The organism is Burkholderia sp. Se-20373, from assembly GCF_017104705.1.
Classification (GTDB): Bacteria; Pseudomonadota; Gammaproteobacteria; order Burkholderiales; family Burkholderiaceae; genus Burkholderia.
Genome location: NZ_JAAGPH010000132.1, coordinates 1 through 22,046, shown reverse-complemented (window position 1 = coordinate 22,046; position 22,046 = coordinate 1). Strand labels below are relative to the sequence as shown.

Annotated in this window: 22 protein-coding genes; 6 read left to right on the top strand and 16 right to left on the bottom strand. The window is 67.0% G+C overall.

All coding sequences use genetic code 11. The features are described 5' to 3' along the window. Window positions 1-120: 120 nt before the first annotated feature. A complete protein-coding gene (locus tag G3N96_RS30595; RefSeq protein WP_124577348.1) occupies window positions 121-993 on the top strand; it encodes a LysR substrate-binding domain-containing protein in 873 nt (290 codons plus the stop codon). Window positions 994-1,060: 67 nt separating this feature from the next. On the opposite strand, the gene G3N96_RS30590 is transcribed toward G3N96_RS30595, so the two are convergent. From G3N96_RS30590 to G3N96_RS30550, 9 genes are all read right to left on the bottom strand, one after another. Next, on the bottom strand, window positions 1,061-1,396 hold the full coding sequence (locus G3N96_RS30590; protein WP_206139513.1) for a type 1 fimbrial protein: 336 nt from the start codon (window positions 1,394-1,396) through the stop codon (window positions 1,061-1,063). Between the two features lie 379 nt (window positions 1,397-1,775). Continuing rightward, the gene (locus G3N96_RS30585; protein WP_046548078.1) at window positions 1,776-2,030 is read right to left on the bottom strand and encodes a GlsB/YeaQ/YmgE family stress response membrane protein; all 255 of its coding nucleotides are present in this window, start codon (window positions 2,028-2,030) and stop codon (window positions 1,776-1,778) included. Between the two features lie 128 nt (window positions 2,031-2,158). Continuing rightward, window positions 2,159-2,935: an ABC transporter ATP-binding protein gene (locus tag G3N96_RS30580; RefSeq protein WP_206139512.1), complete on the bottom strand. Its 777-nt coding sequence runs from the start codon at window positions 2,933-2,935 to the stop codon at window positions 2,159-2,161. Beyond that, the gene (locus G3N96_RS30575; RefSeq protein WP_206139511.1) at window positions 2,932-3,846 is read right to left on the bottom strand and encodes an ABC transporter ATP-binding protein; all 915 of its coding nucleotides are present in this window, start codon (window positions 3,844-3,846) and stop codon (window positions 2,932-2,934) included. The genes G3N96_RS30580 and G3N96_RS30575 overlap by 4 nt, the downstream gene beginning before the upstream one ends. Window position 3,847: 1 nt before the next feature. After that, complete coding sequence (gene nikC, locus G3N96_RS30570; protein WP_124577340.1) at window positions 3,848-4,762, bottom strand: nickel transporter permease; 915 nt, start codon at window positions 4,760-4,762, stop codon at window positions 3,848-3,850. 66 nt (window positions 4,763-4,828) lie between these two features. After that, on the bottom strand, window positions 4,829-5,899 hold the full coding sequence (locus tag G3N96_RS30565; RefSeq protein WP_206139510.1) for an ABC transporter permease: 1,071 nt from the start codon (window positions 5,897-5,899) through the stop codon (window positions 4,829-4,831). A 10-nt stretch (window positions 5,900-5,909) separates the two neighbouring features. Beyond that, on the bottom strand, window positions 5,910-7,511 hold the full coding sequence (locus G3N96_RS30560) for an ABC transporter substrate-binding protein (RefSeq protein ID WP_124577336.1): 1,602 nt from the start codon (window positions 7,509-7,511) through the stop codon (window positions 5,910-5,912). 70 nt (window positions 7,512-7,581) lie between these two features. Continuing rightward, on the bottom strand, window positions 7,582-8,145 hold the full coding sequence (ddpX, locus tag G3N96_RS30555) for a D-alanyl-D-alanine dipeptidase (protein WP_124577334.1): 564 nt from the start codon (window positions 8,143-8,145) through the stop codon (window positions 7,582-7,584). A gap of 24 nt (window positions 8,146-8,169) precedes the next feature. Then, complete coding sequence (locus G3N96_RS30550) at window positions 8,170-9,051, bottom strand: MurR/RpiR family transcriptional regulator (protein WP_206139509.1); 882 nt, start codon at window positions 9,049-9,051, stop codon at window positions 8,170-8,172. Window positions 9,052-9,289: 238 nt separating this feature from the next. Here G3N96_RS30550 and G3N96_RS30545 point away from each other — a divergent pair, with 238 nt between their 5' ends. The 4 genes from G3N96_RS30545 to G3N96_RS30530 all read left to right on the top strand — a co-directional run bounded on the left by G3N96_RS30545 (window position 9,290) and on the right by G3N96_RS30530 (window position 13,938). Continuing rightward, the gene (locus tag G3N96_RS30545) at window positions 9,290-9,538 is read left to right on the top strand and encodes a helix-turn-helix transcriptional regulator (protein WP_089442206.1); all 249 of its coding nucleotides are present in this window, start codon (window positions 9,290-9,292) and stop codon (window positions 9,536-9,538) included. 3 nt (window positions 9,539-9,541) lie between these two features. Next, window positions 9,542-10,876, top strand: a complete 1,335-nt coding sequence (locus G3N96_RS30540; protein ID WP_206139508.1) for a type II toxin-antitoxin system HipA family toxin — start codon at window positions 9,542-9,544, stop codon at window positions 10,874-10,876. Window positions 10,877-11,289: 413 nt separating this feature from the next. Beyond that, on the top strand, window positions 11,290-12,546 hold the full coding sequence (locus G3N96_RS30535; RefSeq protein ID WP_206139507.1) for an oxalate decarboxylase family bicupin: 1,257 nt from the start codon (window positions 11,290-11,292) through the stop codon (window positions 12,544-12,546). An 84-nt stretch (window positions 12,547-12,630) separates the two neighbouring features. After that, window positions 12,631-13,938 (top strand): Nramp family divalent metal transporter, encoded by a 1,308-nt coding sequence (locus G3N96_RS30530; protein WP_206139506.1) that lies wholly within the window; start codon window positions 12,631-12,633, stop codon window positions 13,936-13,938. 19 nt (window positions 13,939-13,957) lie between these two features. Here G3N96_RS30530 and G3N96_RS30525 read toward each other — a convergent pair whose 3' ends face one another. The 7 genes from G3N96_RS30525 to G3N96_RS30495 form a co-directional block, all read right to left on the bottom strand. Next, entirely contained in the window at window positions 13,958-15,211 is a 1,254-nt protein-coding gene (locus G3N96_RS30525; RefSeq protein ID WP_206139505.1) for a hypothetical protein, read from the bottom strand. Between the two features lie 27 nt (window positions 15,212-15,238). Continuing rightward, the gene (locus tag G3N96_RS30520; RefSeq protein WP_206139504.1) at window positions 15,239-15,385 is read right to left on the bottom strand and encodes a hypothetical protein; all 147 of its coding nucleotides are present in this window, start codon (window positions 15,383-15,385) and stop codon (window positions 15,239-15,241) included. Between the two features lie 94 nt (window positions 15,386-15,479). Further along, the gene (locus G3N96_RS30515; protein WP_206139503.1) at window positions 15,480-17,069 is read right to left on the bottom strand and encodes an ABC transporter substrate-binding protein; all 1,590 of its coding nucleotides are present in this window, start codon (window positions 17,067-17,069) and stop codon (window positions 15,480-15,482) included. A gap of 136 nt (window positions 17,070-17,205) precedes the next feature. Continuing rightward, window positions 17,206-17,541, bottom strand: a complete 336-nt coding sequence (locus G3N96_RS30510; RefSeq protein WP_206139502.1) for a sugar ABC transporter ATPase — start codon at window positions 17,539-17,541, stop codon at window positions 17,206-17,208. A 257-nt stretch (window positions 17,542-17,798) separates the two neighbouring features. Continuing rightward, window positions 17,799-18,128 (bottom strand): hypothetical protein, encoded by a 330-nt coding sequence (locus G3N96_RS30505; RefSeq protein ID WP_089442213.1) that lies wholly within the window; start codon window positions 18,126-18,128, stop codon window positions 17,799-17,801. A 174-nt stretch (window positions 18,129-18,302) separates the two neighbouring features. Beyond that, on the bottom strand, window positions 18,303-19,862 hold the full coding sequence (locus G3N96_RS30500) for a DHA2 family efflux MFS transporter permease subunit (protein ID WP_206139501.1): 1,560 nt from the start codon (window positions 19,860-19,862) through the stop codon (window positions 18,303-18,305). Between the two features lie 404 nt (window positions 19,863-20,266). Beyond that, a complete protein-coding gene (locus tag G3N96_RS30495) occupies window positions 20,267-21,169 on the bottom strand; it encodes a LysR family transcriptional regulator (protein WP_206139500.1) in 903 nt (300 codons plus the stop codon). A 145-nt stretch (window positions 21,170-21,314) separates the two neighbouring features. Here G3N96_RS30495 and G3N96_RS30490 point away from each other — a divergent pair. After that, the coding region (locus G3N96_RS30490; RefSeq protein ID WP_206139499.1) for an FUSC family protein at window positions 21,315-22,046 on the top strand (732 nt) is incomplete at its 3' end.

Sequence of the window (22,046 nt, the reverse complement as noted above, 5' to 3'; positions counted from 1 at the left end):
CCGCGACGGCCTGAGCGTCCCGCGCCTCGCGCAAAGCGGGCGTTTGGCTTATCGTGTCGGACAGTGCGCGCCGGGGTCGGCGCGCGGTCCTTCCGCGCCGTTTTTCCGTTTGCCTTCTTCATGCGCCGACTTCCGCCCCTGCACGCGCTGCAGATCTTCTCGACGGTGGCCCGCCACCGCAGCTTCACGCGCGCGGCCGAGCAGCTGTGCATCACGCAGGGCGCGGTAAGCCGGCAGATCCAGACGCTCGAGGCGCATTACGGTTTCCCGCTGTTCAAGCGGCATGCGAAGGGCCTCACGCTGACGGCGGAGGGCGAGCAGTTGCTGCCGGTGGTCAACGAGAGCTTCGCGCGGATCGAGGACATTTCGATGCGGCTCACACGGCAGCGCACCGATCTCGCGCTGAAGGTGCCGACCTGCGTGATGCGCTGGATGCTGCCGCGCATCATGCGCTTCCAGGGCGAGCATCCCGATCTCCATGTGCAGATCACGACCGCGTGGCAGCACGTCGTCGATTTCTCGACCGAGCCGTTCGATGCGGCCGTCGTCTACGGTACGTCGCCGGGCGCCGGCGTGTTCGCGCTGCCGCTGTTCGACGAGCGGCTGACGCCCGTCTGCGCGCCCGAATTGCGGCAGACGTCACCGCTCGATGCGATCGGCGATCTTGCGCGTCATACGTTGCTGCATCCGACGCGTGACCATCGCGACTGGCGCGCGTGGCTCGATCACGCCGGCGAGCGGGGTGTAGATCCCGCGCGCGGGCCGACGTTCGACACGCTCGATCTCGCGACGAACGCGGCGATGCAGGGCTTCGGCGTCGCGATCGGCGACGTGACGCTCGTCGACGACGACGTCAGCGCGCGCCGGCTGGAGCGCCCGTTCGACATCGTGCTCGAGACGGGCGCGCGCTATTTCTTCGTCTATCCCGAGAACCTCGGCAACCAGCAGAAGATCCGCGCGTTCAGCGACTGGATCGCGCGCCATCGCGATTGACCGGCGACCACGCAGGTACGCCGAACCGGCGCGCGGAATCCGTTGGATCCCGCGCCGGCGGACGGCTTTACTGGTACGTCACGACGGCGATCATCGGCGCCTGGTTGTTGCCCCGACGGTTCGGTAAAACGATTGCGCGCGAGGCCTGAGTAAAGGTCGTGGTCTTGATGGCCTGCTGGCTCGCCGCGTCGACGAACGCGATCTGGCCGGAGGCCGGGCGCGGACAGTCAGGACGGACCTGCCCGCGAGCGACATCGGCCGTATCGACCGCGAACGAGCAGGGCGGCTCGACGATCATGCCGGAAAAATAGAGGGTGCCGGACGCGCCGGCGGCGAAGGACGAGGAAGTGGCCAGAAGCGAAGCAGCCAGGACGAACGAGGCGGCGATAGGGCGATGCTTCATGACAGGCTCCAGAGAGGAAGCGCGTCGCAGCGGGGCCGCTCGGGTGGCAGTCCGTCTTACGCTGCGATGCTGTATGCGTAAACGGCAAAACCATTGAAACTCTTGAGTGGAAAATTACAAATTTGGGATAGGAGCAAACGATTTCGTATTGCTGAATTCAATCTATGCCTGATTTGCGAGATATCAAATCAGGGTAATGCCGGTGGTGTACGCTCGACCGGAAAGCGGACGTCCGATGCCGGTCGTCGCGACAGGTCGTTGCGAAGTCAACGAGTTTACGGATCGTGGAAGCGGTGCGCAGGTGAATATCGGCGATCCAAAAGAAAACGGCCGCTCGTTACCGAGCGGCCGTTTTGCGTTGAAGCCGAAGGTGCGGCGTTCAGGCCGTGCGCTTGCGTACCGCGCCGACGACCACGAGCAGCACGATCGCGCCGATGATCGACGCGATCCAGCCCGCGCCCTGGCCCGGTGCGTACCAGCCGGCGGCGCGGCCGACGTAGCCGGCGACCAGCGAGCCGACGATGCCGAGCACGATGGTCATCAGGATGCCCATCTTGTCGTCGCCGGGCTTGAGCGCGCGGGCGAGGAGGCCGACGATGAGCCCGACGACCAGGGTTTCGATGAATTGCAGCATGAACGCCTCCCTATTGCGGTTGAGCTGTTGACGAAAGGAAGTTGACCCGTGCGGCGCACAAGGGTTCCATGCGCGGCAGGGCGGCGCGTGGCGTGCCGAGTATCGCATGCCGGCACGGCGCGCAGATGTCAGGCCGCCGGCGCGCCCGCCACCGCGTCGAGACGGCGATAGCCTTCGGTCGCGTTCAGCAGCGTGCGCGTGTAGTCGCGGGCCACCTGCCCGGCGCGTACGTCCTCGATCCGGAGCTGCTCGACGATCTGGCCATGCTGCATCACCGCGACGCGCTGACACAGGAAGCCGATCACCGCGAGGTTGTGGCTGACGAGGATCATCGTCAGGCTGCGTTCGCGATGCAGGCGGCGCAGCAGGTTCAGGATCTCCGCCTGCACCGACACGTCGAGCGCGGACGTCGGCTCGTCGAGCAGCAGCACGCGCGGCTCGACGATCAGCGCGCGCGCGATCGCGACGCGCTGCCGCTGGCCGCCCGACAACTGGTGCGGATAGCGGAACCGGAATGCGGGGCCGAGGCCGACCTCGGACAGCGCGCGGGCGATGCGTGCATCGGTGTCGCCGATGCCATGGATCGACAGCGGCTCGCGCAGCGTCTGGTCGACCGTGAAGCGCGGATGCAGCGACGCGTACGGATCCTGGAACACCATCTGCACGTGACGGCGAAAGGCGCGATCGGGTGTGCCGCCCACCGGCCGGCCGTCGATCGACAGGCTGCCGGACGCGAGCGGCACGAGGCCCGTCAGCGCGCGCAGCAGCGTCGACTTGCCGGAACCCGATTCGCCGACGAGCCCGAACACCTCGCCGTCGCGCACCGCGAAGCTCGCGTCGCGCACGGCGTCGACGTGACCCGTGCGGGTCGGGAAACGGATCGATGCGTAATCGACGTCGATCATCGTGCGGCCTCCTGTCGATCGGCGGGCGTGCCGGCGTGCGACGCGGGCTCGAGCCACGCCGGATCACGCCGCAGCACGGGCAGTTCGTCCGGCGGGTTCGCGAGCGGCGGGTTCGCCGCGAGCAGCCCGCGCGTATAGGGATGGGATGCGTCGCGCAGGTCGCGCGCGGCGCAGGTTTCGACCACGCGGCCCGCGTACATCACCGCGACGCGATCGCAGAACGACATCACGAGCGGCAGGTCGTGGCTGATGAACATCAGGCCCGTGCCGTGTCGCGCGATCATTGCGTCGAGCACCGCGAGCACCTGCATCGACACGGCGACGTCGAGTGCGGAAGTCGGCTCGTCGGCGATCAGCAGGCGCGGGCCGGTCGACACCATCATCGCGATCATCACGCGCTGGCCCATGCCGCCCGACAGCTCGTGCGGATACGCATCGGCGACGCGCGCCGGGTCGCGGATCTGCACGGCCGCGAGCGCGTCGACGATCCGTTCGCGCAGCGCGCGGCCGCGCAGGCCCGGCTCACGCAGCCGGAACGCCTCGCCCATCTGCTTCGCGACCGTCATCACCGGGTTCAGCGAATATTTCGGGTCCTGCAGGATCATGCCCATCTGGCTGCCGCACAGCCGCCGGCGTTCGCCCGGCGACATCGCGAGCAGATCTTGGCCCGCAAAGCGCATCGCACGTGCCGACCAGCGCGCGGCGTCGGGCAGCAGGCCGAGCAGTGCGCGGCCCGTCAGCGACTTGCCGGAGCCCGATTCGCCGACGATGCCGAGCCGTTCGCCTGGCGCGAGCGTCAGCGACAGGTCGCGCACGGCGTCGGTGACGGTGCCGTCATGGCCGCGAAAGCCGATCTTCAGGCCGTCGATCTCGCAGAGCGGCGCGGGCGAGGGGGCGGGATTCATCGGCATGTCACGCTCCATGGCGGGGATCGAAGACGTCGCGCAGCCCGTCGCCGAGCAGGTTGAACGCGAGGCTCACGAGCAGGATCGCGCAGCCGGGCAGCGTCGCGACCCACCACGCGTCGAGCAGCACGTTGCGGCCCGACGCGACCATGAAGCCCCATTCGGGGCTCGGCGGCTGCGCGCCGAGGCCGAGGAAGCCGAGGCCCGCGACGGTCAGGATGATGCCGGCCATGTCGAGCGTCGCGCGCACGATCACCGACGACATGCACAGCGGCACGATGTAGCGCAGCAGGATGCGCGGGCCCGACGCGCCCTGCAGGCGCGCGGCGTGGATGAAGTCGGCCTGCGCGATGCGGATCGTCTCCGCCCGCGCGAGCCGCGCATACGCGGGCCACGCGGTGATCGAGATCGCGACGACCGCGTTGATCACGCCCGGCCCGAGCGCGGCGGCGAACGCGAGTGCGAGCACGATCTTCGGGAACGCGAGCGCGATGTCGGTGAGGCGCATCAGCACGCTGTCGACGAAGCCGCCGCAGTAGCCGGCCGTCGTGCCGATCAGGAGGCCGATCGGCACGACGATCACGACGACGAGGATCGCGATGCCGAGCGTGAGGCGCGAACCGGCGATCAGCCGCGAAAGGATGTCGCGGCCGAGCTGGTCGGTGCCGAGCCAGTGCGACGGCGAGCCCGGCGGCAGCAGCCGGTCGGACAGCACCTGGCGCAGCGGGTCGTGCGGCATGATCAGCGGGCCGACGATCGCGACGACGATCAGCGCGACGAGAATCGCGAGCCCGAACAGGTTGAGCGGATTCGCGGCGAAACGCCGCCAGCGCCGGTACGCGAGGCCGAGTGCGGCCTGCGAGCGCGATGCGGGCGCGTCGGAGAGCAGCCACGCACGCAGGGTGAGACGCTCGGCATTCATGACTGGACGACCTTCGGCATGGGCGATGAAAGAAGCAGGGGGGAAGCGGTCATGTCGGGTCGGCCCTCAGCGCGCACGCGGATCGAACACGCGGTACAGCGCGTCGGTCAGCAGGTTGACGGTGATGAACATCGCGCCGATCACGAGCGTCGCGCCGAGCACCGCGTTCATGTCGGCGTTCAGCAGCGCGCCGGTCAGGTACGAGCCGAGCCCGGGCCACGCGAACACGATCTCGGTCAGCACCGAGCCTTCGAGCAGGTTGCTGTACGTGAGCGCGATCACGGTGAGCAGCGGCACCATGATGTTGCCGAACGCATGCCGCCAGATCACGCGCCGTTCCGACAAGCCCTTCGCGCGCGCCGTGACGATGTATTCCTGGCTCAGCTGGTCGAGCATGAACGAGCGCGTCATCCGGCTCAGGTACGCGACCGAGTAGTAGCCGAGGATCGCGGCCGGCAGCGCGATGTGCGACACCGCGTTGCGGAACACGTCCCACTCGCCCGCGAGCGCCGCGTCGATCAGCAGGCTGCCCGTGCGCGTGTCGACCATCCCGTCGTACACGGGATCGAGCCGGCCGGGCCCGCCGACCCAGTGCAGCCGCGCATAGAACAGCAGCAGCCCCATCAGCCCGAGCCAGAACACCGGCACCGAATTGCCGATCAGCCCGACGAAGCGCGCGACATGGTCGATCGGCCGGTTGTGCTTCACGGCGGCCGCGACGCCGAGCGGCACGCCGATCGCAATGCCGATCAGCGTCGCGATCGTCGCCAGTTCGAGCGTGGCCGGGAACACGCGCCTGATGTCGTTGAGCACGGGGTTCGCGGTCAGCAGCGACATGCCGAGATTGCCGTGCAGCACGTCGCGCGCATAGATCAGGAATTGCGTGGCAAGCGGCTTGTCGAGGCCGAGCGCGATGCGTTCGGCCGCGTATGCCTCGGCCGACGCGCGATCGCCGAGGATCGCGAGCACGGGGTCGATCGGCACCTTGCGGCCGATCACGAACGTCAGCGCGAGCAGCCCCGCGAACGTGACGGCGAGCGTGAGCGCCCAGCGCAGCACGCGCAGGGCCCAGCGCACGGCCGGGCGTCGCGCGGGCAGCGTGCGCAGTGCTTCGAGGGAGGAGGCGGGAGTCGACATGCGGCGAATCTTATTGCTTCTTCAGGTTGCGGTACGACACGAGATCGTTGATCGGCCCGACGTCGAGCCCGCTCACGCCGGGCCGCGTCGCGACCTGCGCGACTTTCTCGAACATGATCACGAACGGCGAATGCGCGAGCATGTCCTTCTGCATCGCCTGATACCGTTGCGCGCGTTTCGCGGCGGTCGGTTCGGCGAGCGCGGTGTCGGTTTCCTTCGTCAGTTGCGGGATGTCCCAGCTGTTGCGCCAGGCCAGCATTTTATAGCTCGACTTGTCGGAATTGTCCGGGTTCCATGCAAAACCCTGCGCGTTGCTGTGCGGGTCGATGTAGTCGGCGGACCATTCGCCGATGTAGATGTCATGCTGGCGCGCGCGGTATTTCGCGAGCGTCTGCTTGTTGTCGCCGGGGATCAACTGCACCTTGATGCCGGCCTGCGCGAAGTTCGCCTGCACGGCCTGCGCGATTTCGGTGTACGGATAGTCGTTGCGCACGTCCATCGTCACCGAAAAGCCGTTCGGCACGCCGGCCTTCGCGAGGAGTGCCTTCGCCTTCGCGACGTCGAGCTTGTACGGATTCGCGTTCAGCGTGCCGAGGAAGCCTTCGGGCAGGAAGGTCTGGTGCACCTTGTAGGTCGTCTTCACCACGTTGCCCTGGATGCCCGCATAGTCGACCAGCCATTTCAGCGCTTCCTGCACGTCGGGTTTCGCGAGTGTCGGGTTCTTCGTGTTGAGGCCGAGATACAGCAGCGTCGCCTGCGGCGAGGCCGACACCTTCGCCTTGCCCGATTTCACGACCGACGCCAGATCGTCGGGGCTCAGGTCGCGCGCCGCGTCGACGTCGCCGTTTTCCAGCAGCAGGCGCTGGCTCGCGGCTTCGGGCACGTGGCGCAGCACGATGCGCTTCATCGCGAGCGGCAGACGGTAGCCATCGAAGCGCTGCAGCACGACGCTGTCGCCGGCCGTCCATTTCACGAGCTTGTAGCCGCCGGAGCCCGCCTCGTTGGTCTTCAGCCATGCGTTGCCGAAGTCGTTGCCCTGCTGGTGCGACAGCAGCAGCTTCTTGTCGACCACCGATGCGGGCCACGAGCCGAGCACGTTCAGCACGAAGGTCGGCGCGTACTTCTGGTCGGTCGTGACCGATACCGTCAGGTCATCGAGCTTCTTCACGTTGGCGACGACGTTCGCCTTCGTGAGCCCGATGCCGGTCAGCACGGCGGCCGGCCCCTTGTCGAGCAGCACCGCGCGCTGGATCGACCAGGCGACGTCGTCGGCCGTCAGCGGGTTGCCCGAGTGGAACTTGAGGCCGGGGCGCAGCTTGAACGTGTAGGTCAGCCCATCGGTGCTCACCGTCCACGACTGGGCGACGTCGCCGTTGAATTTCGACGGATCGCGCAGATCGACGCGCACGAGCCGGTCGTACGTGTTCGCGACGTATTCCTCCGGCACCAGCTCGTAGATCTCGCCCGGGTCCAGCGTCGTGAATTCGTCGAGCAGCGTGGCCATCACGAACATGTCCTTCGGCGTTTCCGCGCGCGCGGCGGAAAGCGGAACGGCGGCGAGAACGGACGCGGCGGCCAGCGCCGCGACGAGCCGGGATGTCAGCAATTTCATGTGCGCTCCATCTGTCGTTGAGATCGTTGAAGTCGTCGAACGTGAACGGTGAGGGAAATACGTCGGGCCATCACATCAGGTGCCACGGGCCGCTGTCGGCATTATCGATTTGCGGCAGTGCGCGCGAGCCCGGCAATTCGTAGTGCCACCACTCGCTGTCGATGTGCGCGAAGCCGGCCGCGTGCATCACGCCGAGCAGCAGCAGGCGGTTGCGTTGCACCGCTTCGGGCAGCCCCGCGTGGAAGTGACCGGAGGCGGCGACCATCTCGTCGAAGCCGGTGCCCATGTCGAGCGGCGCGCCGTCCGCGCCGACGAGCGTCAGGTCGAGCGCGGTGCCGCGGCTGTGATTCGAGCCGCGGCCAAGATCGGCGATGAAGTTCGGATCGGGCAGGAAATCCCACAGCACCTGCTGCGCCTGCGGCGGCCGGTACGCGTCGTAGAGGCGCAGCGTGAAGCCGGCTTGCGCGGCGATGTCGACCGCGCGGCGCAGCGCGGCTTCGGCCGGCGCCAGCAGCAGGCAGTGCGCGCGGCGGTAGATCGGCTTGCCGGTCAGGTTGCGGTCGGTCGCGTAGACGAGATCGATGTCGACGCGATGCGTGGCGGACGTGATTTCAACGAGGCGGTGAGCGTTCATCGGCGGTTCGGAAGGCACTCGCATTCAGGATTCGAATTGATCGAACGTGTGCTGCAGTTCGCGGTTGCGCGCGACGCGCCGGTCGATCGCGGGGCCGAGGCGGTCGACCACGGCCGTGATCAGCAGGTTGAACAGGCAGGTGAGCGGCGCAAGCGAATCCCAGAACTGGCCGACGTCGGTCTTCACCTGCAGCAGGTCGGCCGGCCAGTCGCGTGCCCACGGGCACGAGAGATCGGTGACCAGCGCGAACGGTTGCCCGCGCTCGGCGGCCGCCTGGCAATAGCGGCGCGCGCTGCGTGAATACGCGCGCGTATCGGTGACGATGCAGTACGGCCGCTCGAATTCGGAGTTCAGCGAATCGACGTACGAGCCCGACTGGCCGTCCGAATAGAACACGCGCGGGCGCAGGTATTCGAGGTAGCTGCTGAACGCGTTGCTGATCCCGCGCGTCGACTGGATGCCGAGGATGAACACGGCGTCCGCCTGCGCGATCCGGTCGGCCACCTGCGCGAACACCGGGCCTTCGGCGAGCCGGTACACGTGGCGGATCGCATCGAGCTCGCGCTCGAGCGACGACGCGAGCGTACCCTCGCGGCCGTTGCCGTCGGGTTCGGCCGGTTGCGTGCCGGCGATGCGGCGGTATTCGTCGAGCCGGTCGGTGATCATCCACGGGCGGTCGCCGCCGCCGCGCAGTTCGCGCTTCAGATCGTCGAGGTTGCGGTAGCCGACGCTGCGCAGGAACCGCCCGACCGAGATGCCGCTCGTGCCGGCCTGCTGCGCGATCTGGTCGGCCGTCTCGAGCCCGAGCCGGTCGAGGTTCGCGAGCATGTAGCTCGCGATGCGCTTGGCGGTCGGCGTCAGCTCGGCATAGCGGGATTCGACGGTGCGGGCAAACGCGCAGGTCATCGGCTGTTAGATCGTTGTCGTCGGGTGATCGAATGTCATCCATCTAACAAAGCCAAAATCATCCGCGCCAGCGGATAAAAACTATGGTGTGAGGATAGGTGATAGGGGCGGAAGGGGGCGTGAGCGGGGCGGTGGATTATTCCTGACAGGCATATTTTACGTTTATGCCTGACAGGAATAATTTGCGTTTATGTCTGACAGGAATATACTGCATTTATTGTCTCCAGGAATCCACACCGTGAACTTCATCGTCAACACGCCGGCGCAACTGGGCGAGATTCTGTCGTCCGCGCGTCAGGCCAAGGGCCTCACGCAGGCCGAAGCAGCGATGCGGATCGGCGTGGGCCAGTCGCGCCTGTCGTTGCTCGAATCCACGCGTACCGAAAGCCTGTCACTTAGCCAGTTGCTCGAACTGACCGCGTTGTACGGTCTCGAGCTCAGCATCCGCACGAAGGACGGGCGCGGCTCCGCCGACGTCGAGTGGTAAGCGATGGGACGCAAATCGCATACTCGCGCATTGTCGATCTGGGCGAATGGCCAGAGGGTCGGCACCTGGCGGATTCCCGCGCGCGGCGACATGGAACTGCTGTACGACGCAGGCTGGAAGCAGTCAACCGTCGGCCGCCCATTGTCGTTGTCGTTGCCGTTTGGTGTCGGCGACGCGCCGCTGCGCGGTGAACGCATCAATCACTACTTCGACAACCTGCTTCCGGACAGCGACGTCATTCGGCGCCGCTTGGCCGCAAGGTTCGGCACGGCGACGACTGAGCCGTTCGATCTTCTCGCCGCGCTCGGTCGTGACTGCGTCGGGGCGGTGCAATTGCTCGGCGAAGACGACGTGCCGACCGGCCTGGATCGTATCGACGGCACGCCGTTGTCGGACGACGACGTTGCACGTGTGCTCGACCAGGCCAGCGGCGTGGTGGTCGCGGCCGGAGACGACGACGATTTCCGGCTGTCGCTGGCCGGTGCACAGGAAAAGACCGCGCTGCTGTTTCACGACGGGCGATGGATGCGCCCGCATGGCGCGACGCCGACGACGCATATTCTCAAGTTGCCGCTCGGCCTGGTTGGCAACAAGCGGGCCGACCTCACGGCTTCTGTCGAGAACGAGTGGCTGTGTCTGGCGATCCTGCGCGCTTTCGGCCTGCCTGCCGCGAATGCGGAAATCGTACATTTCGGCGAGCACAAGGTGTTGTCGGTCGAGCGTTTCGATCGTGCGTTGCATCGCGACGGCGGGTGGCTGTTACGGTTGCCGCAGGAGGACTTCTGTCAGGCGCTCGGTGTGCCGCCTCATCTGAAGTACGAGTCGCACGGCGGCCCTGGCGTGCCCGACCTGGCAAGTCTCCTGCGCCGTTCGGAAACGGCGCGGGAAGACCTCGACACACTGTTCGCAGCGCTGATCGTTTTCTGGATGCTCGCGGCGCCGGACGGGCATGCGAAGAATTTCAGTCTGCGCCTGCTGCCGGGCGGCCGCTTTCGCCTGACACCCCTCTACGATGTGATGTCGATCTGGCCGGTCGAAGGCGACGGCGCGAACCAGTGGTCATGGCACAAGGCGAAGCTGGCGATGGCCGTGCACGGCAAACGCAAGCACTACGCAATGCGCGACATTACGCGGCGGCACTTCAGCGCGATGGCCGAACACTGTCTGCTCGGTGATATCGCGACGCCGATCGTCGAGCGACTCATCGCCATGACGCCGCAGGTGATCGAATCCGTCGGTGCGGCGCTGCCTGCCGGTTTTCCGACGCGGGTCGCGGAACGCATTCTGGGCGGACTGCAGTTCGCCGCGCAACGGCTCGACGAAATGCCGCGGGAATGAAACGCATCCCGGACGGGTTACTCGGCGTTCGTCGTATTCGCATTCGCACGCTTTCGTCCAGATGATCGGTGATGCATGGCGATTGCGCTGCATCGCGATCGGGCGTGACACTTTTCATCCTCCTCCTGTCGCCATTCCAGGTGTCGCCGCCGCACCCGGTCGCATTTCCACCTTCACCCGATACGACCGATTCATCGGCATCGGCTGCCTGCACCCCGAACCTCGTCTTGCCTCAATCATTACAAAATTAAAGCGAATCAGATTAACTCATCAATTCAGGTTAATAATTCATTTAATTTTTAGATGAATATGGATTTAACTTGCGTCACGGGATGTTCGATTTTCGATAATCCGAAAACGGCATGTGTTCCGTAAATGAAAATTCGCTCAATCGCAGGCATGAAGAGGAAACCATGACGAATCTTTCTCGACGCAAGATGCTGGCGGGAACGGCCGGCGCCATTGCCGCGGCGGGTATCGCCGTATCGGCCAAGGCCGCCTCGTTCGGTAATCCGGACCGCCCGCCGGAAGGCGCGGTGAATGCGCGTAACCGCCAGAGCCTGACCGACCCGGGGCCCCAAAACCCGGCAATCGCCAATCAATTCCCGTCCTTTCAGGATCCGCCGGCTACCGATATCAACGGGATGCCATTATTCTGGGCGTCGTTCAATAACGCCCATAAACGCATTCAAAATGGCGGATGGGCGCGTGAAGTCACACAGGACGATTTTGCGATTTCCGAAACCATTTCCGGCGTCAATATGCGCCTCACACGCGGCGGCATTCGCGAGATGCACTGGCACCAGCAGGCCGAGTGGGCCATCATGCTCGACGGCCGCTGCCGGATCACGGTGCTCGACGAACTCGGCCGGCCATCGGTGCAGGACGTGAAGACCGGCGATCTCTGGTATTTCCCGCCCGGCCTGCCGCATTCGCTGCAGGGCCTCGGCACCGACGGCGCCGAATTCCTGCTCGCGTTCGATAACGGCCGCGCGTCCGAATTCAACACGCTGCTGCTGACCGACTGGATCGCGCACACGCCGCCCGACGTGCTTGCGCTCAACTTCGGCGTGCCGGCCGACGCGTTCAGGAACATTCCGCTCGACAACCTGTGGATCTTCCAGGGCGACGAACCGGGCCCGCTCGCGCAAGCGCAGCGCGCGTCGGCGTCGTCGGCCGGGGCGCCGCCGCACCCGTTCATCTTCTCGCTCGGCGACATGAAGCCGGTCAGGAAGACCCGCGGCGGCGAAGTGCGGATCGCGGACAGCACGAACTTCAACGTGTCGACCACGGTCGCGGCGGCGCTCGTCACCGTGCATCCGGGCGGCATGCGCGAGCTGCACTGGCACCCCAACGCGGACGAATGGCAGTACTACCTGCAGGGCGACGCACGGATGACCGTGTTCGACACGGGGCCGAAGGCGCAGACGGCCGACTTCCGTGCGGGCGACGTCGGCTACGTGAAAAAGAGCCTGGGGCACTACGTACAGAACACCGGAAGCACCGATCTGGTATTCCTCGAGATCTTCAAGACCGACCGCTATGCGGAAGTGTCGCTGTCCGACTGGCTCGCGCATACGCCGCCGCAGCTCGTCGAAGCGCACCTGAACGTCGCGCCGGACGTGATCGCGCAGTTTCCGCGCAACCGTCCCGACGTCGTGCCGCTGTAACGCCGCCGCCTCGGCCGGCAGGCGGCATGCCGGCCACGGCGCCCGAACTTCAGGAATCCTTCCTCATTCGAACGGAACCTCACCATGATTCCCGTCACGAGCAAACGTGCCGGCGGCTTCGCGCTGCCCGACCTGTCCACCGCGCACCCCGACGGCGCGGCGCGCGCCGCGCTGGAAGGGCGCCGCACCGGCGTCACCGCGCTGCTGCCGTTCGTCGGCCCGGCCGTGATCGCGTCGATCGGCTACATGGATCCCGGCAACTTCGCGACCAACATCCAGGCCGGCGCCGCGTACGGCTACCGGCTGCTGTGGGTCGTGCTGGCCGCGAACGCGATCGCGATGCTGTTCCAGGCGATGTCCGCGAAGCTCGGCATCGTGACCGGCCGCAATCTCGCGGAGCTGTGCCGCGACCGCTTTCCCGCGCCGGTCGTGTGGGGCATGTGGGTCGCGTCCGAGATCGCCGCGATGGCGACCGACCTCGCCGAATTCCTCGGCGGCGCGCTCGCATTCGGGCTGTTGTGCCACCTGCCGCTGTTCGCGGGGATGATCGCGACGGCGCTCGCGACCGGCGCGATCCTCGCGCTCGAAAAGCGCGGCTTCCGGCCGCTGGAAGCCGCGATCGCGGCGCTGGTCGGCGTGATCGGTGCGTGTTATCTCGGCGAGCTGCTGATCGCGCCGCAGGACTGGCATGCGGCCGCGTTCCACCTGGTCGTCCCGCAGATTCCGGATCACGCGGCGCTGACGATCGCGGTCGGGATCATCGGCGCGACGATCATGCCGCACACGCTGTATCTGCATTCGGGTCTCACGCAGGATCGCACCGCGCCGCGCGACGACGCGGAGCGGCGGCGGCTCGTGCGCTTCTCGAACCGCGAGGTCGTCGTCGCGCTCGGGCTGGCCGGGTTCGTGAATCTCGCGATGGTGATGATGGCGTCGTCGGCGTTTCACGCGAGCGCGCCGGGCATGACCGACATCGGCGACGCGTATCACACGCTGATCCCGGTACTCGGGCCGGCGGCCGGCGCGCTGTTTCTCGTCGCGCTGCTGACCTCGGGCGTATCGAGTTCGGTGGTCGGCACGATGGCCGGGCAGGTCGTGATGCAGGGCTTCATCCACCGCCGCGTGCCGGTCTGGGTGCGGCGCGCGGTGACGGTCGTGCCCGCGTTCGTAGTGGTCGCGCTCGGCTGCGACGTCACGCGTGCGATGGTCGCGAGCCAGGTCGTGCTGAGTTTCGTGTTGCCGCTGCCGATGATCGCGCTGTTGTTGCTGTCGGCACGCGCGGACGTGATGGGCGCCTACGCGATGCGTCCGCCGCTGCGGATCGTCGCCGGTGCGGCGACGGTCGTGATCGTCGGGTTGAATGCGTACCTGGTGTGGGCGGCCTTCAATTGAACGGCCGCGTGCCGGCAGCCTACTGCTGCATGTCCGGCGCCTCGCGAAGCCGCCAGATCACGTTGCACTGCTGGCCGCCGAGGCTCGTCGAGCGCAGCGTGATGACGGTGCCGGCCACGACCTGATACCAGAAATGCGCCATCAGCTCGGTGCCTTTGCGTTGTGCCTGCCCGTCGACCAGCACCTCGCACAGCAGCGGCGACGGCGAGCCGGACGGATGCGTGACGTAGACGTTCAGCCGCGCGATGTCGCGGGTCGCGGTGAGCACGATTTCGTGGTTTCCGCTGCCGACCAGCATCGTACCGCCGGGTTCGTCGATCGCCTGCAGGTAGGCGCCGGTGCTTTCCTCGATCGCCGCGGCCGCGACGGTCAACCCGGCCGAGCGGACGTAGCCGGTCGCCGCGATGCGCGCGGCAACCGGGTCGGATTGCGCCGGCGTGCCGTCCGACAGCGCGAACGGCATGCCGTCGCGCAGCGCGGCGTCGGTGTGGTTCGCGTAGTAGCGCCACCGGTCGAGGAAGCGGATATCGCCGGTCATGTGCAGCGCGCGGATCGGCTCGCCGTGATACCGGAGCGTCGTCGTGCCGGTGCTCGCATCGAACGCTTCATGAATGCCGTACTTGCTGACGAAGTTCTGGACCGGATCGAGCAGCGCGGTTTCACCCTGTGCGCTCCACAGGTGCAGGAAGGTCGTATCGATTCCGAAGCATTCCTGGAAATCGGTGCCGATGCGGGTGATGCAATCGCGCAGGTGGCTGGCGTAGCGTGTCCAGGCATCGGCGGTCCCGGCCACGAGCCCGGCCTGCAACGCGCCGCCGTGGCGCGCGGAGACTTCGTCGACGACGAGACGCCAGTGATGGTCGCGCCGCTCGCCGATCAGCGGCGTGACGACGAACGTGCAGAACAGCGGGTCGGGGCACGCGTGGATCCGGTCGTCGCCGATCTGCGAGAACAGGTCGAACCCCGGCGCGCAGAACCAGATGTCGGCGTCGTACAGCGCGAGCTTGCGGACCTGCGGGTGGCGCGCGCAATACTCGGCGGCTTCGATGAAGCGGCCGACCGGCAGCGTATACGCGCCCGATGCTTCGATCACGTCGACCGACTGGCTCGCCAGGATCTGCCGCTTGCGTTCGGAGAGGCCGTAGCCGATCACCGCGATCCGGCCGTCGTAGCCGGTGTGCCGCAGCGACAGCAGGAACGGCACGAGCATTTCGTACCATGCGCGGTTGTTGTCGTTGATCGCCACGCAGACCGCGTGCTCGCTCGAATGCATGTTCTTTCCCCGGTGGGCGTGCCCGACTCAGTCGCCGACGTGGCGCTCGCAGACGACCGCGCCGCAGCCGCGGCTGTCGTGATACGTCATATGAAACTGCTTGTTGTCCTGCAGCCGCTGGAACACGGCCTGGCGCCATCGCCGGGACCCGCCGGCCTCCGCGGTGCCGGCCATTGTAGATCGCCGGCCGCCCCACGACCTAGCGCCGGCGCGGCGGTGGCGGCGATTACCCGCGCGCCGGCAGGGCCGGCCGCGCGGGCAGCCCCGATTACTTCGCGAGCGTGCGGTATGACACGAGGTCGTTGATCGGCCCGATTTCCGGCCCGGTCACGCCGGGGCGCGTCGCGACCTGCACGACCTTCTCGAACATGATGATGAACGGCGAGTTCGCGAGCACGGCCTTCTGCAGCGCTTCGTAACGCTGCGCGCGCTTCGCGGGCGACGGCTCGACGAGCGCGGCCTCGGTGTCCTTCGTCAGTTGCGGAATGTCCCAGCTGTTGCGCCACGCGAGCATCTTGGTCGGCGACTGGTCGGAGTTGTCCGGATTCCACGCGAAGCCGCGCGCATTGCTGTTCGGGTCCATGTAGTCGGGCGACCATTCACCGATGAAGATGTCGTGCTGGCGCGCGCGATACTTGCCGATCGCCTGCTTCGCATCGCCCGGAATCAGCTTCACGCGGATGCCGCCCTGCGCGAAGTTCGCCTGCAACGCCTGCGCGATCTCGAGGTACGGATAGTCGTTCGGCATGTCCATCGTCACGTCGAAGCCGTTCGGCAAGCCGGCCTTGGCGAGCAGCGCCTTCGCCTTCGCGACGTCTTGCTTGTACGGCCGCGCGTTCGACGCACCGAGGAAGCCTTCTGGCAGGAAGGTTTCATGCACCTTGTAGGTCGTGCTGACGATGTTGCGCTGGATGCCGTCGTAGTCGACGAGCCATTTCATCGCCTGCTGCACCTCGGGTTTCGCGAGGTTCGGGTTCTTCGTGTTCAGGCTCAGGTACAGCAGCGCGGACACCGGCCACGACGCGACCTTGATCTTGCCGGCCTTCGTCAGCGCGGCGAGGCTGTCGGGGCTCAGGTTGCGCGCGGCGTCGGCGTCGCCGTTCTCCAGCAGCAGGCGTTGCGCGGAGGCTTCGGGCACGTGACGCAGCACGACGCGCTTCATCGGGTACGGCGTGCGGTATTTCTCGAAACGCTGCAGCACGATGGTCTCGTTGGGCGTCCACTTGACGAGCTGGTATGGGCCCGAGCCCGCGTCGTTGGTTCGCAGCCAGGCGCTGCCGAAATCGTTGCCTTGCTGATGCGACAGCAGCAGCTTCTTGTCGAAGACCGAGGCCGGGCACGCGCTCAGCACGTTGAGCACGAAGCTCGGTGCGTACTTGCGGTCGGTTTCGAGCACGACGGTCTGCGGATCGACCACGCGCACTTTCTGCAGCACGTTCGCCTTCGTGAGGCCGAGATCGGCGAGCACGCCGGCCGGCCCCTTGTCGAGCAGGATGGTGCGCTGCAACGACCACGCAACGTCGTCGGCGGTCACCGGGTTGCCGGAGTGGAACGTGAGGCCGGGGCGCAGCTTGAACGTGTAGGTCACGCCGTCGGCGCCGACCGTCCACGATTGCGCGATCTGCCCGTCGAAGCGCGTCGGGTCCTTCAGGTCGACGCGCACCAGGCGTTCGTAGGTGTTCGCGACGTATTCGGACGGCACCAGCTCGTAGATCCCGCTCGGGTCGAGGGTCGTGAATTCGCCGAGCTGCGTGGCGACGACGAAGATGCCGGGCGGCGTGGCCGCCTGTGCCGGCCATGCCGGAACAAGCGCGACGAGCGCGGCGCTGACGAACAGGCGGGACAGCAGGTGCTTCATGCGGGCTCCGTTGAAAGGGAATCGTGGGTGCGATTCTCTCATCGACGGCTGCCCGGATGAAAATATTCGGCGTGCGCGCCGGCGGGGTGGCGCGCAGCCGTGAGCCGGGCGGGCGCCCGGCGTCGGCGGGTTCGAATCAGATCGCGCAGCGCGCGATCGCGAAGCGCATCGCTTCCTCGGCGGGCTCGTTGCCCGAGCCGCGCACGACCTTGATGACTGAACCGTTGCCCGACGGCGTCAGCGTGACGAAGTACGAGTTCGAGCCGATGGCGATGTCGGTCACGCCGTTGTGCTGCGATTGCTCGGTGCCCGACAGGCGGCTGTCGAGGCAGTTGGCGACCGCGTAGGCCGGACGTTGCGACGACACGTAGATCATCGGCGCTGCACCGGAGGCGGAGCCCGGGTCGGACGAGGGCGCGGAACCGCAGGCGGCGAGCAGGGCGGCGGGAAGGAGCAGCAGGAATCGTTTCATGGTGGGTCGTCGTGGGTCTCGTATCGAGGCTGGGGCGCGGGGTAGGCGAAACGCGAAGCTTCGCGACGAAACCGCCCGGAATCGGGCCGTTTTTGACGGACGACGATGCGACAGGCGGCTGACGACGGAGTATACCCGCAGCGTTTGAAGCCGTTGGCGCGTTGAAACGATTCGATACACAACAAGCACCCGCTACCGCATCGCGGCAGCGGGCGTTTCAGGTGATGGCGAATGGGCACTTGCCGGTGTTGTCGATCTTATTGGCCGATCTGGTGGCTGACCGCATTTTCCTGCTGGTTCAGCACGTGCTTTTCGCTCTTCGTGATGTGGCTGTGATCCTGCGCAGCCATGTCCCGCTCTTCCCGGCGGATCTTGCGGTCGTCACGGTGCAGGCGCGCGGCCTCGGCGTGCGACATTTCGCCTTCCTTCACTTCGTGATGGATCCGGCGATTCTGGTTGGCGAGGCGCTGGTTGACCTCTTCGCGGCGCGGGTGCGCCTGTTGCCACGGCGTATCGGCGAACGCGGTACCGGTCAGCACCGACATCAGGGTCGCGGCAATCGCGAGATGGCGGGTAAGGGCTCGCATGGTGTTTTCTCCTGTCGTTGCGCTCCGGATCGTGGGCGCTTGTCCAAAAAACGCGGAGCGGGCACCGGCTGTTGACGTTTCCGCCTGTATCGATTGCAAGTCTTTATTACGTCGGCGCGTGGCGACGCGGGCCCCGGCGCGTGCAGGACGGGGCCCGGCCGTCGCGAATGCGGATCAATGCGCGCCGGCCGCCGCCGCATCGGCATCGCCGCCGCCCGAGCGCTTCGGTTTCGTGATCCAGATGAGCGGAATGATCGCGATGAAGATGATCGCCGACACATAGAAGATGTCGTTCAACCCCATCACGGCCGCCTGCGAATCGACCGACGCGTTGAAGAACGCGAGTGCCGAATCGGGGCCGAGGTGCAGCAGCGAACGTGTCGTGTCGACCTGCTGCGTGAAGACCGGATTGGTGACGCTCGCCGGTTCGGTGAGCCGCACGTGATGCAGGATCGTGCGGTCGTTCCATGCGTTGCTGATCAGCGACGTGCCCACCGCGCCGCAGAACGTGCGGCCGAAATTCGACAGGCCCGCGGCGGCCGGGATCTTCTCCGGCGGCAGCCCGGACAGGATGATCGACGTCAGCGGCACGAAGAACATCGCCATCGGGATGCCCTGCAGCAGCGTCGGCAGCACGAGATCCCAACGCGACACGTCGGTGTAGAACGTCGTGCGCATCATGAACACGACCGCGAAGCCGACGAACGCGAGCGTCGCGATGTAGCGCGGATCGGTGCGCGGCAGCAGGCGTCCCATGACGGGCGTGAGCAGGATCGCGAACACGCCGAGCGGCGCGGTGGCGAGCCCGGAATCGACCGCGCGGTAGCCGAGATAGCCCTGCATCCACTGCGGCAGCAGCACCAGCGTGCCGAAGAACATCCCGTACGCGACCGAGATTGCGATCGTGCCGCCCGCGAAATTGCGCTGCGTGAACAGGCGCAGATCGACGATCGGATTGGCTTCGTAGAGCTCCCACACGAGGAAGAACGCGAAGCCGATCAGCGCGACGATGCCAAGCGCGACCACGACGGGCGAGTTGAACCAGTCGAGATCCTTGCCCTTGTCGAGCATGATCTGCAGCGACGCGACCCACAGCACGAGCAGCAACAGGCCGATCGTATCGATCGGCATGCGTTTCGTGGCCGATTCGCGGTCGCGGAACACGATCCACGTGACGGCGGCCGCGAAGAAGCCGACCGGGATGTTGATGTAGAAGATCCACGACCAGTTGTAGTCGTACGTGATCCAGCCGCCGAGCGACGGCCCCGCGATCGGGCCGACGAGCGCCGTCATCGACCACAGCGCCAGCGCGCTCGACGATTTTTGCCGCGGCCACGCGCCGAGCAGCAGCGCCTGCGACAGCGGCGCGAGCGGCCCGGCGACCGCACCCTGCAGGATTCGTGCGGCGAGCAGCGTCGGCAGGTTCGGCGCGATCCCGCACAGCCACGACGCGAACACGAACAGCAGGATCGACGTGACGAACAGGCGTACCTGGCCGAAGCGCTGCGTGAGCCAGCCGGTCAACGGAATCGACACCGCGTTCGCGGCCGCGAAGATCGTGATCACCCACGTGCCTTCGTCGACCGACACGCCGAGGTCGCCCGAGATCGTCGGAATGGCGACGTTCGCGATCGACGAGTCGAGCACGTTCATGAACATCGCGAGCGATACCGCGATCGTGCCGATCGCGAGACGGCCGCCCGATAGCGCGGCTGGAGTGGACGGAGAGGACATGGGTTTCCTGCGTAAGGGACGTAAGGGGCGTAAGGGGCGGAACGGATGCGACCCGTTGCGGCGGGCACGCGCGGCCGCGCGCGAAGGCGACGCACGGACGGCGCGGCGGCTGAACGGAAGGAAGCACGGCGCGCGCGACGCGGCCCGGTAGAGGGGGCCGACGCGTGCGACGTGCTGCTCGATCGAATGCACGAAGCCGAGGCGGGCTTCGGAAGGCGGAATGCTGCCGGTCAGGAAGGCGGGACGCGCGTGACGCGCCTGCGGGCAGCGGTCAGGCGGCTGCCGTCGCGTGTGGAATGGTTTTGCATCGCGACAGGCTAACGATGTGGCGAGCCGCCATCAACACGGGCCGGCTCATTAATCGATTTCGCTTGCTGCAATAATCGCCGGGCGAACCGTGCCGGTTACGGGGCGGTGCGCCAATCGTCGAACACCTCCGCGAGGAATTCGACGAATGCGCGCACCTTGCTGTCGAGCGTCGCGCGCCGCGGATACAGCACGTGCAGCTCGACGTCGTCGGTCCGGTGCCAGTCGGGCAGCACGACTTCGAGTTCGTTCCGCTCGAGCCGGCGGGCCGTGTAGTGGGTCGAGACCAGCGCGATACCGCCGCCGCTCGCGGCCTGGCGCAGCACCGTCACCGATTCGTTGGTGATCAGTACCGGCCGCACCGGCACGTCGGCCACTTCGCCGGCCGCGTTGGTGAGTCGCAACGTCAGGCCGGGCGCGTCGCGGCCGACGAGTAGCAGGTCGTGCTGCGCGAGATCCTGCGGCGTGGCGGGGCGGCCGACGCGGTCGAGATACGCGGGGCTCGCGGCGAGCTTCGCCTGCGACCAGCCGAGCGAGCGCGCGATGTAGCTGGAGTCGGTCAGCACACCCGCGCGCAGCGCCACGTCGAAGCCATGCTCGACCAGATCGAGCGGGTTGTTGTCGTAGATCAGCACGAGCTGGACCAGCGGATAGCGCCGCCGAAACTCGGCGAGCGCCGGCTCCAGCTCGAACAGGCCGATCGAATAGGGCACCAGCACGCGCAGCATGCCCTCCGGCGCCGTGCGCAGCGCGCGGGCCTGGCGGTCGGCGTCGAGCAGGATGTCCTCGGCGCGCAGGCAGCGCTCGTAGTAGTCGCGTCCGGCTTCGGTGACGGATACGCGACGCGTGGTGCGGTACAGCAGCTGGACGCCGAGATCGTCCTCGAGTTGCTTGACCTTGCGGCTCACGCGGCTGAGCGGCATGTCGAGGTGCGTGGCGGCGGCGGTGAAGTTGCCGCGCTCGACCACGCGCAGGAATATCCGGATGCTTTCGAAGTCCATACAAAGTGCTTCAGTGTTCGACCTGCGCGCATCTTACCTTTGCCGGCCGAATTGCTTCGCGCGGCGGCGATTATCCTGCCCGGTGCAATAACGCATCCTGTCCGCGCCGCTTAGTGGCGGCGGCGCGCCCCCGTATGCTCGCCGCATGAAATTCGCCTTGCCCCCTCTACCGCCGCTCGCGGCCGTGCGCACCGCGCTGCGCGACGCCCGGCTCACGCTGCCGCCCGGCGCCCTCGGCTTCGCGTTGCGCAACACGGCCGCGTCGCTCCTCGCGCTCTACATCGCGTTCCGGATGAATCTCGACGACCCGAAATGGGCCGCGTCGACGGTGTGGATCGTCGCGCAGGGCAGCCGCGGGATGGGCTTGTCGAAGAGCCAGTACCGGATCCTCGGCACCGTGATCGGCGCGGCCGTCGCGCTGGTGCTGACCGGCGCCTTCGCACAGACGCCCGAGCTGTTCCTGCCGGCGCTCGCCGCGTGGATCGGCCTGTGCGCGGGCGTCGCGACCTTCCTGCGCAATTTCCGCGCGTATGCGGCGGTGCTCGCGGGCTATACGGCGGCGATCATCGCGATGGACGCCGTCTCCGCGCCGCTGCACGCATTCGATATCGCGACCGCGCGCTTCCTGTACGTGGTGGTCGGCATCCTGTGCGGCGCGGCGTTCGAGACGGTGTTCGCGCCCGGTTCGCCGCTGGCCGACGTCCGTTCGCGGCTCGCGCGCTATCTCGACCGCGCGGTCGCCGTCGGTGCGGGCGCACTGCGCCGCGAGCCGAACGGCGCGGCCGTGCACCGGCTGTTCGCGGACGCGCTCGAACTCGACACGGCGGCAGAGTATGCAGCGGCCGGCGCGCGGCCGAGGGGAAACGCGACCGGCCAT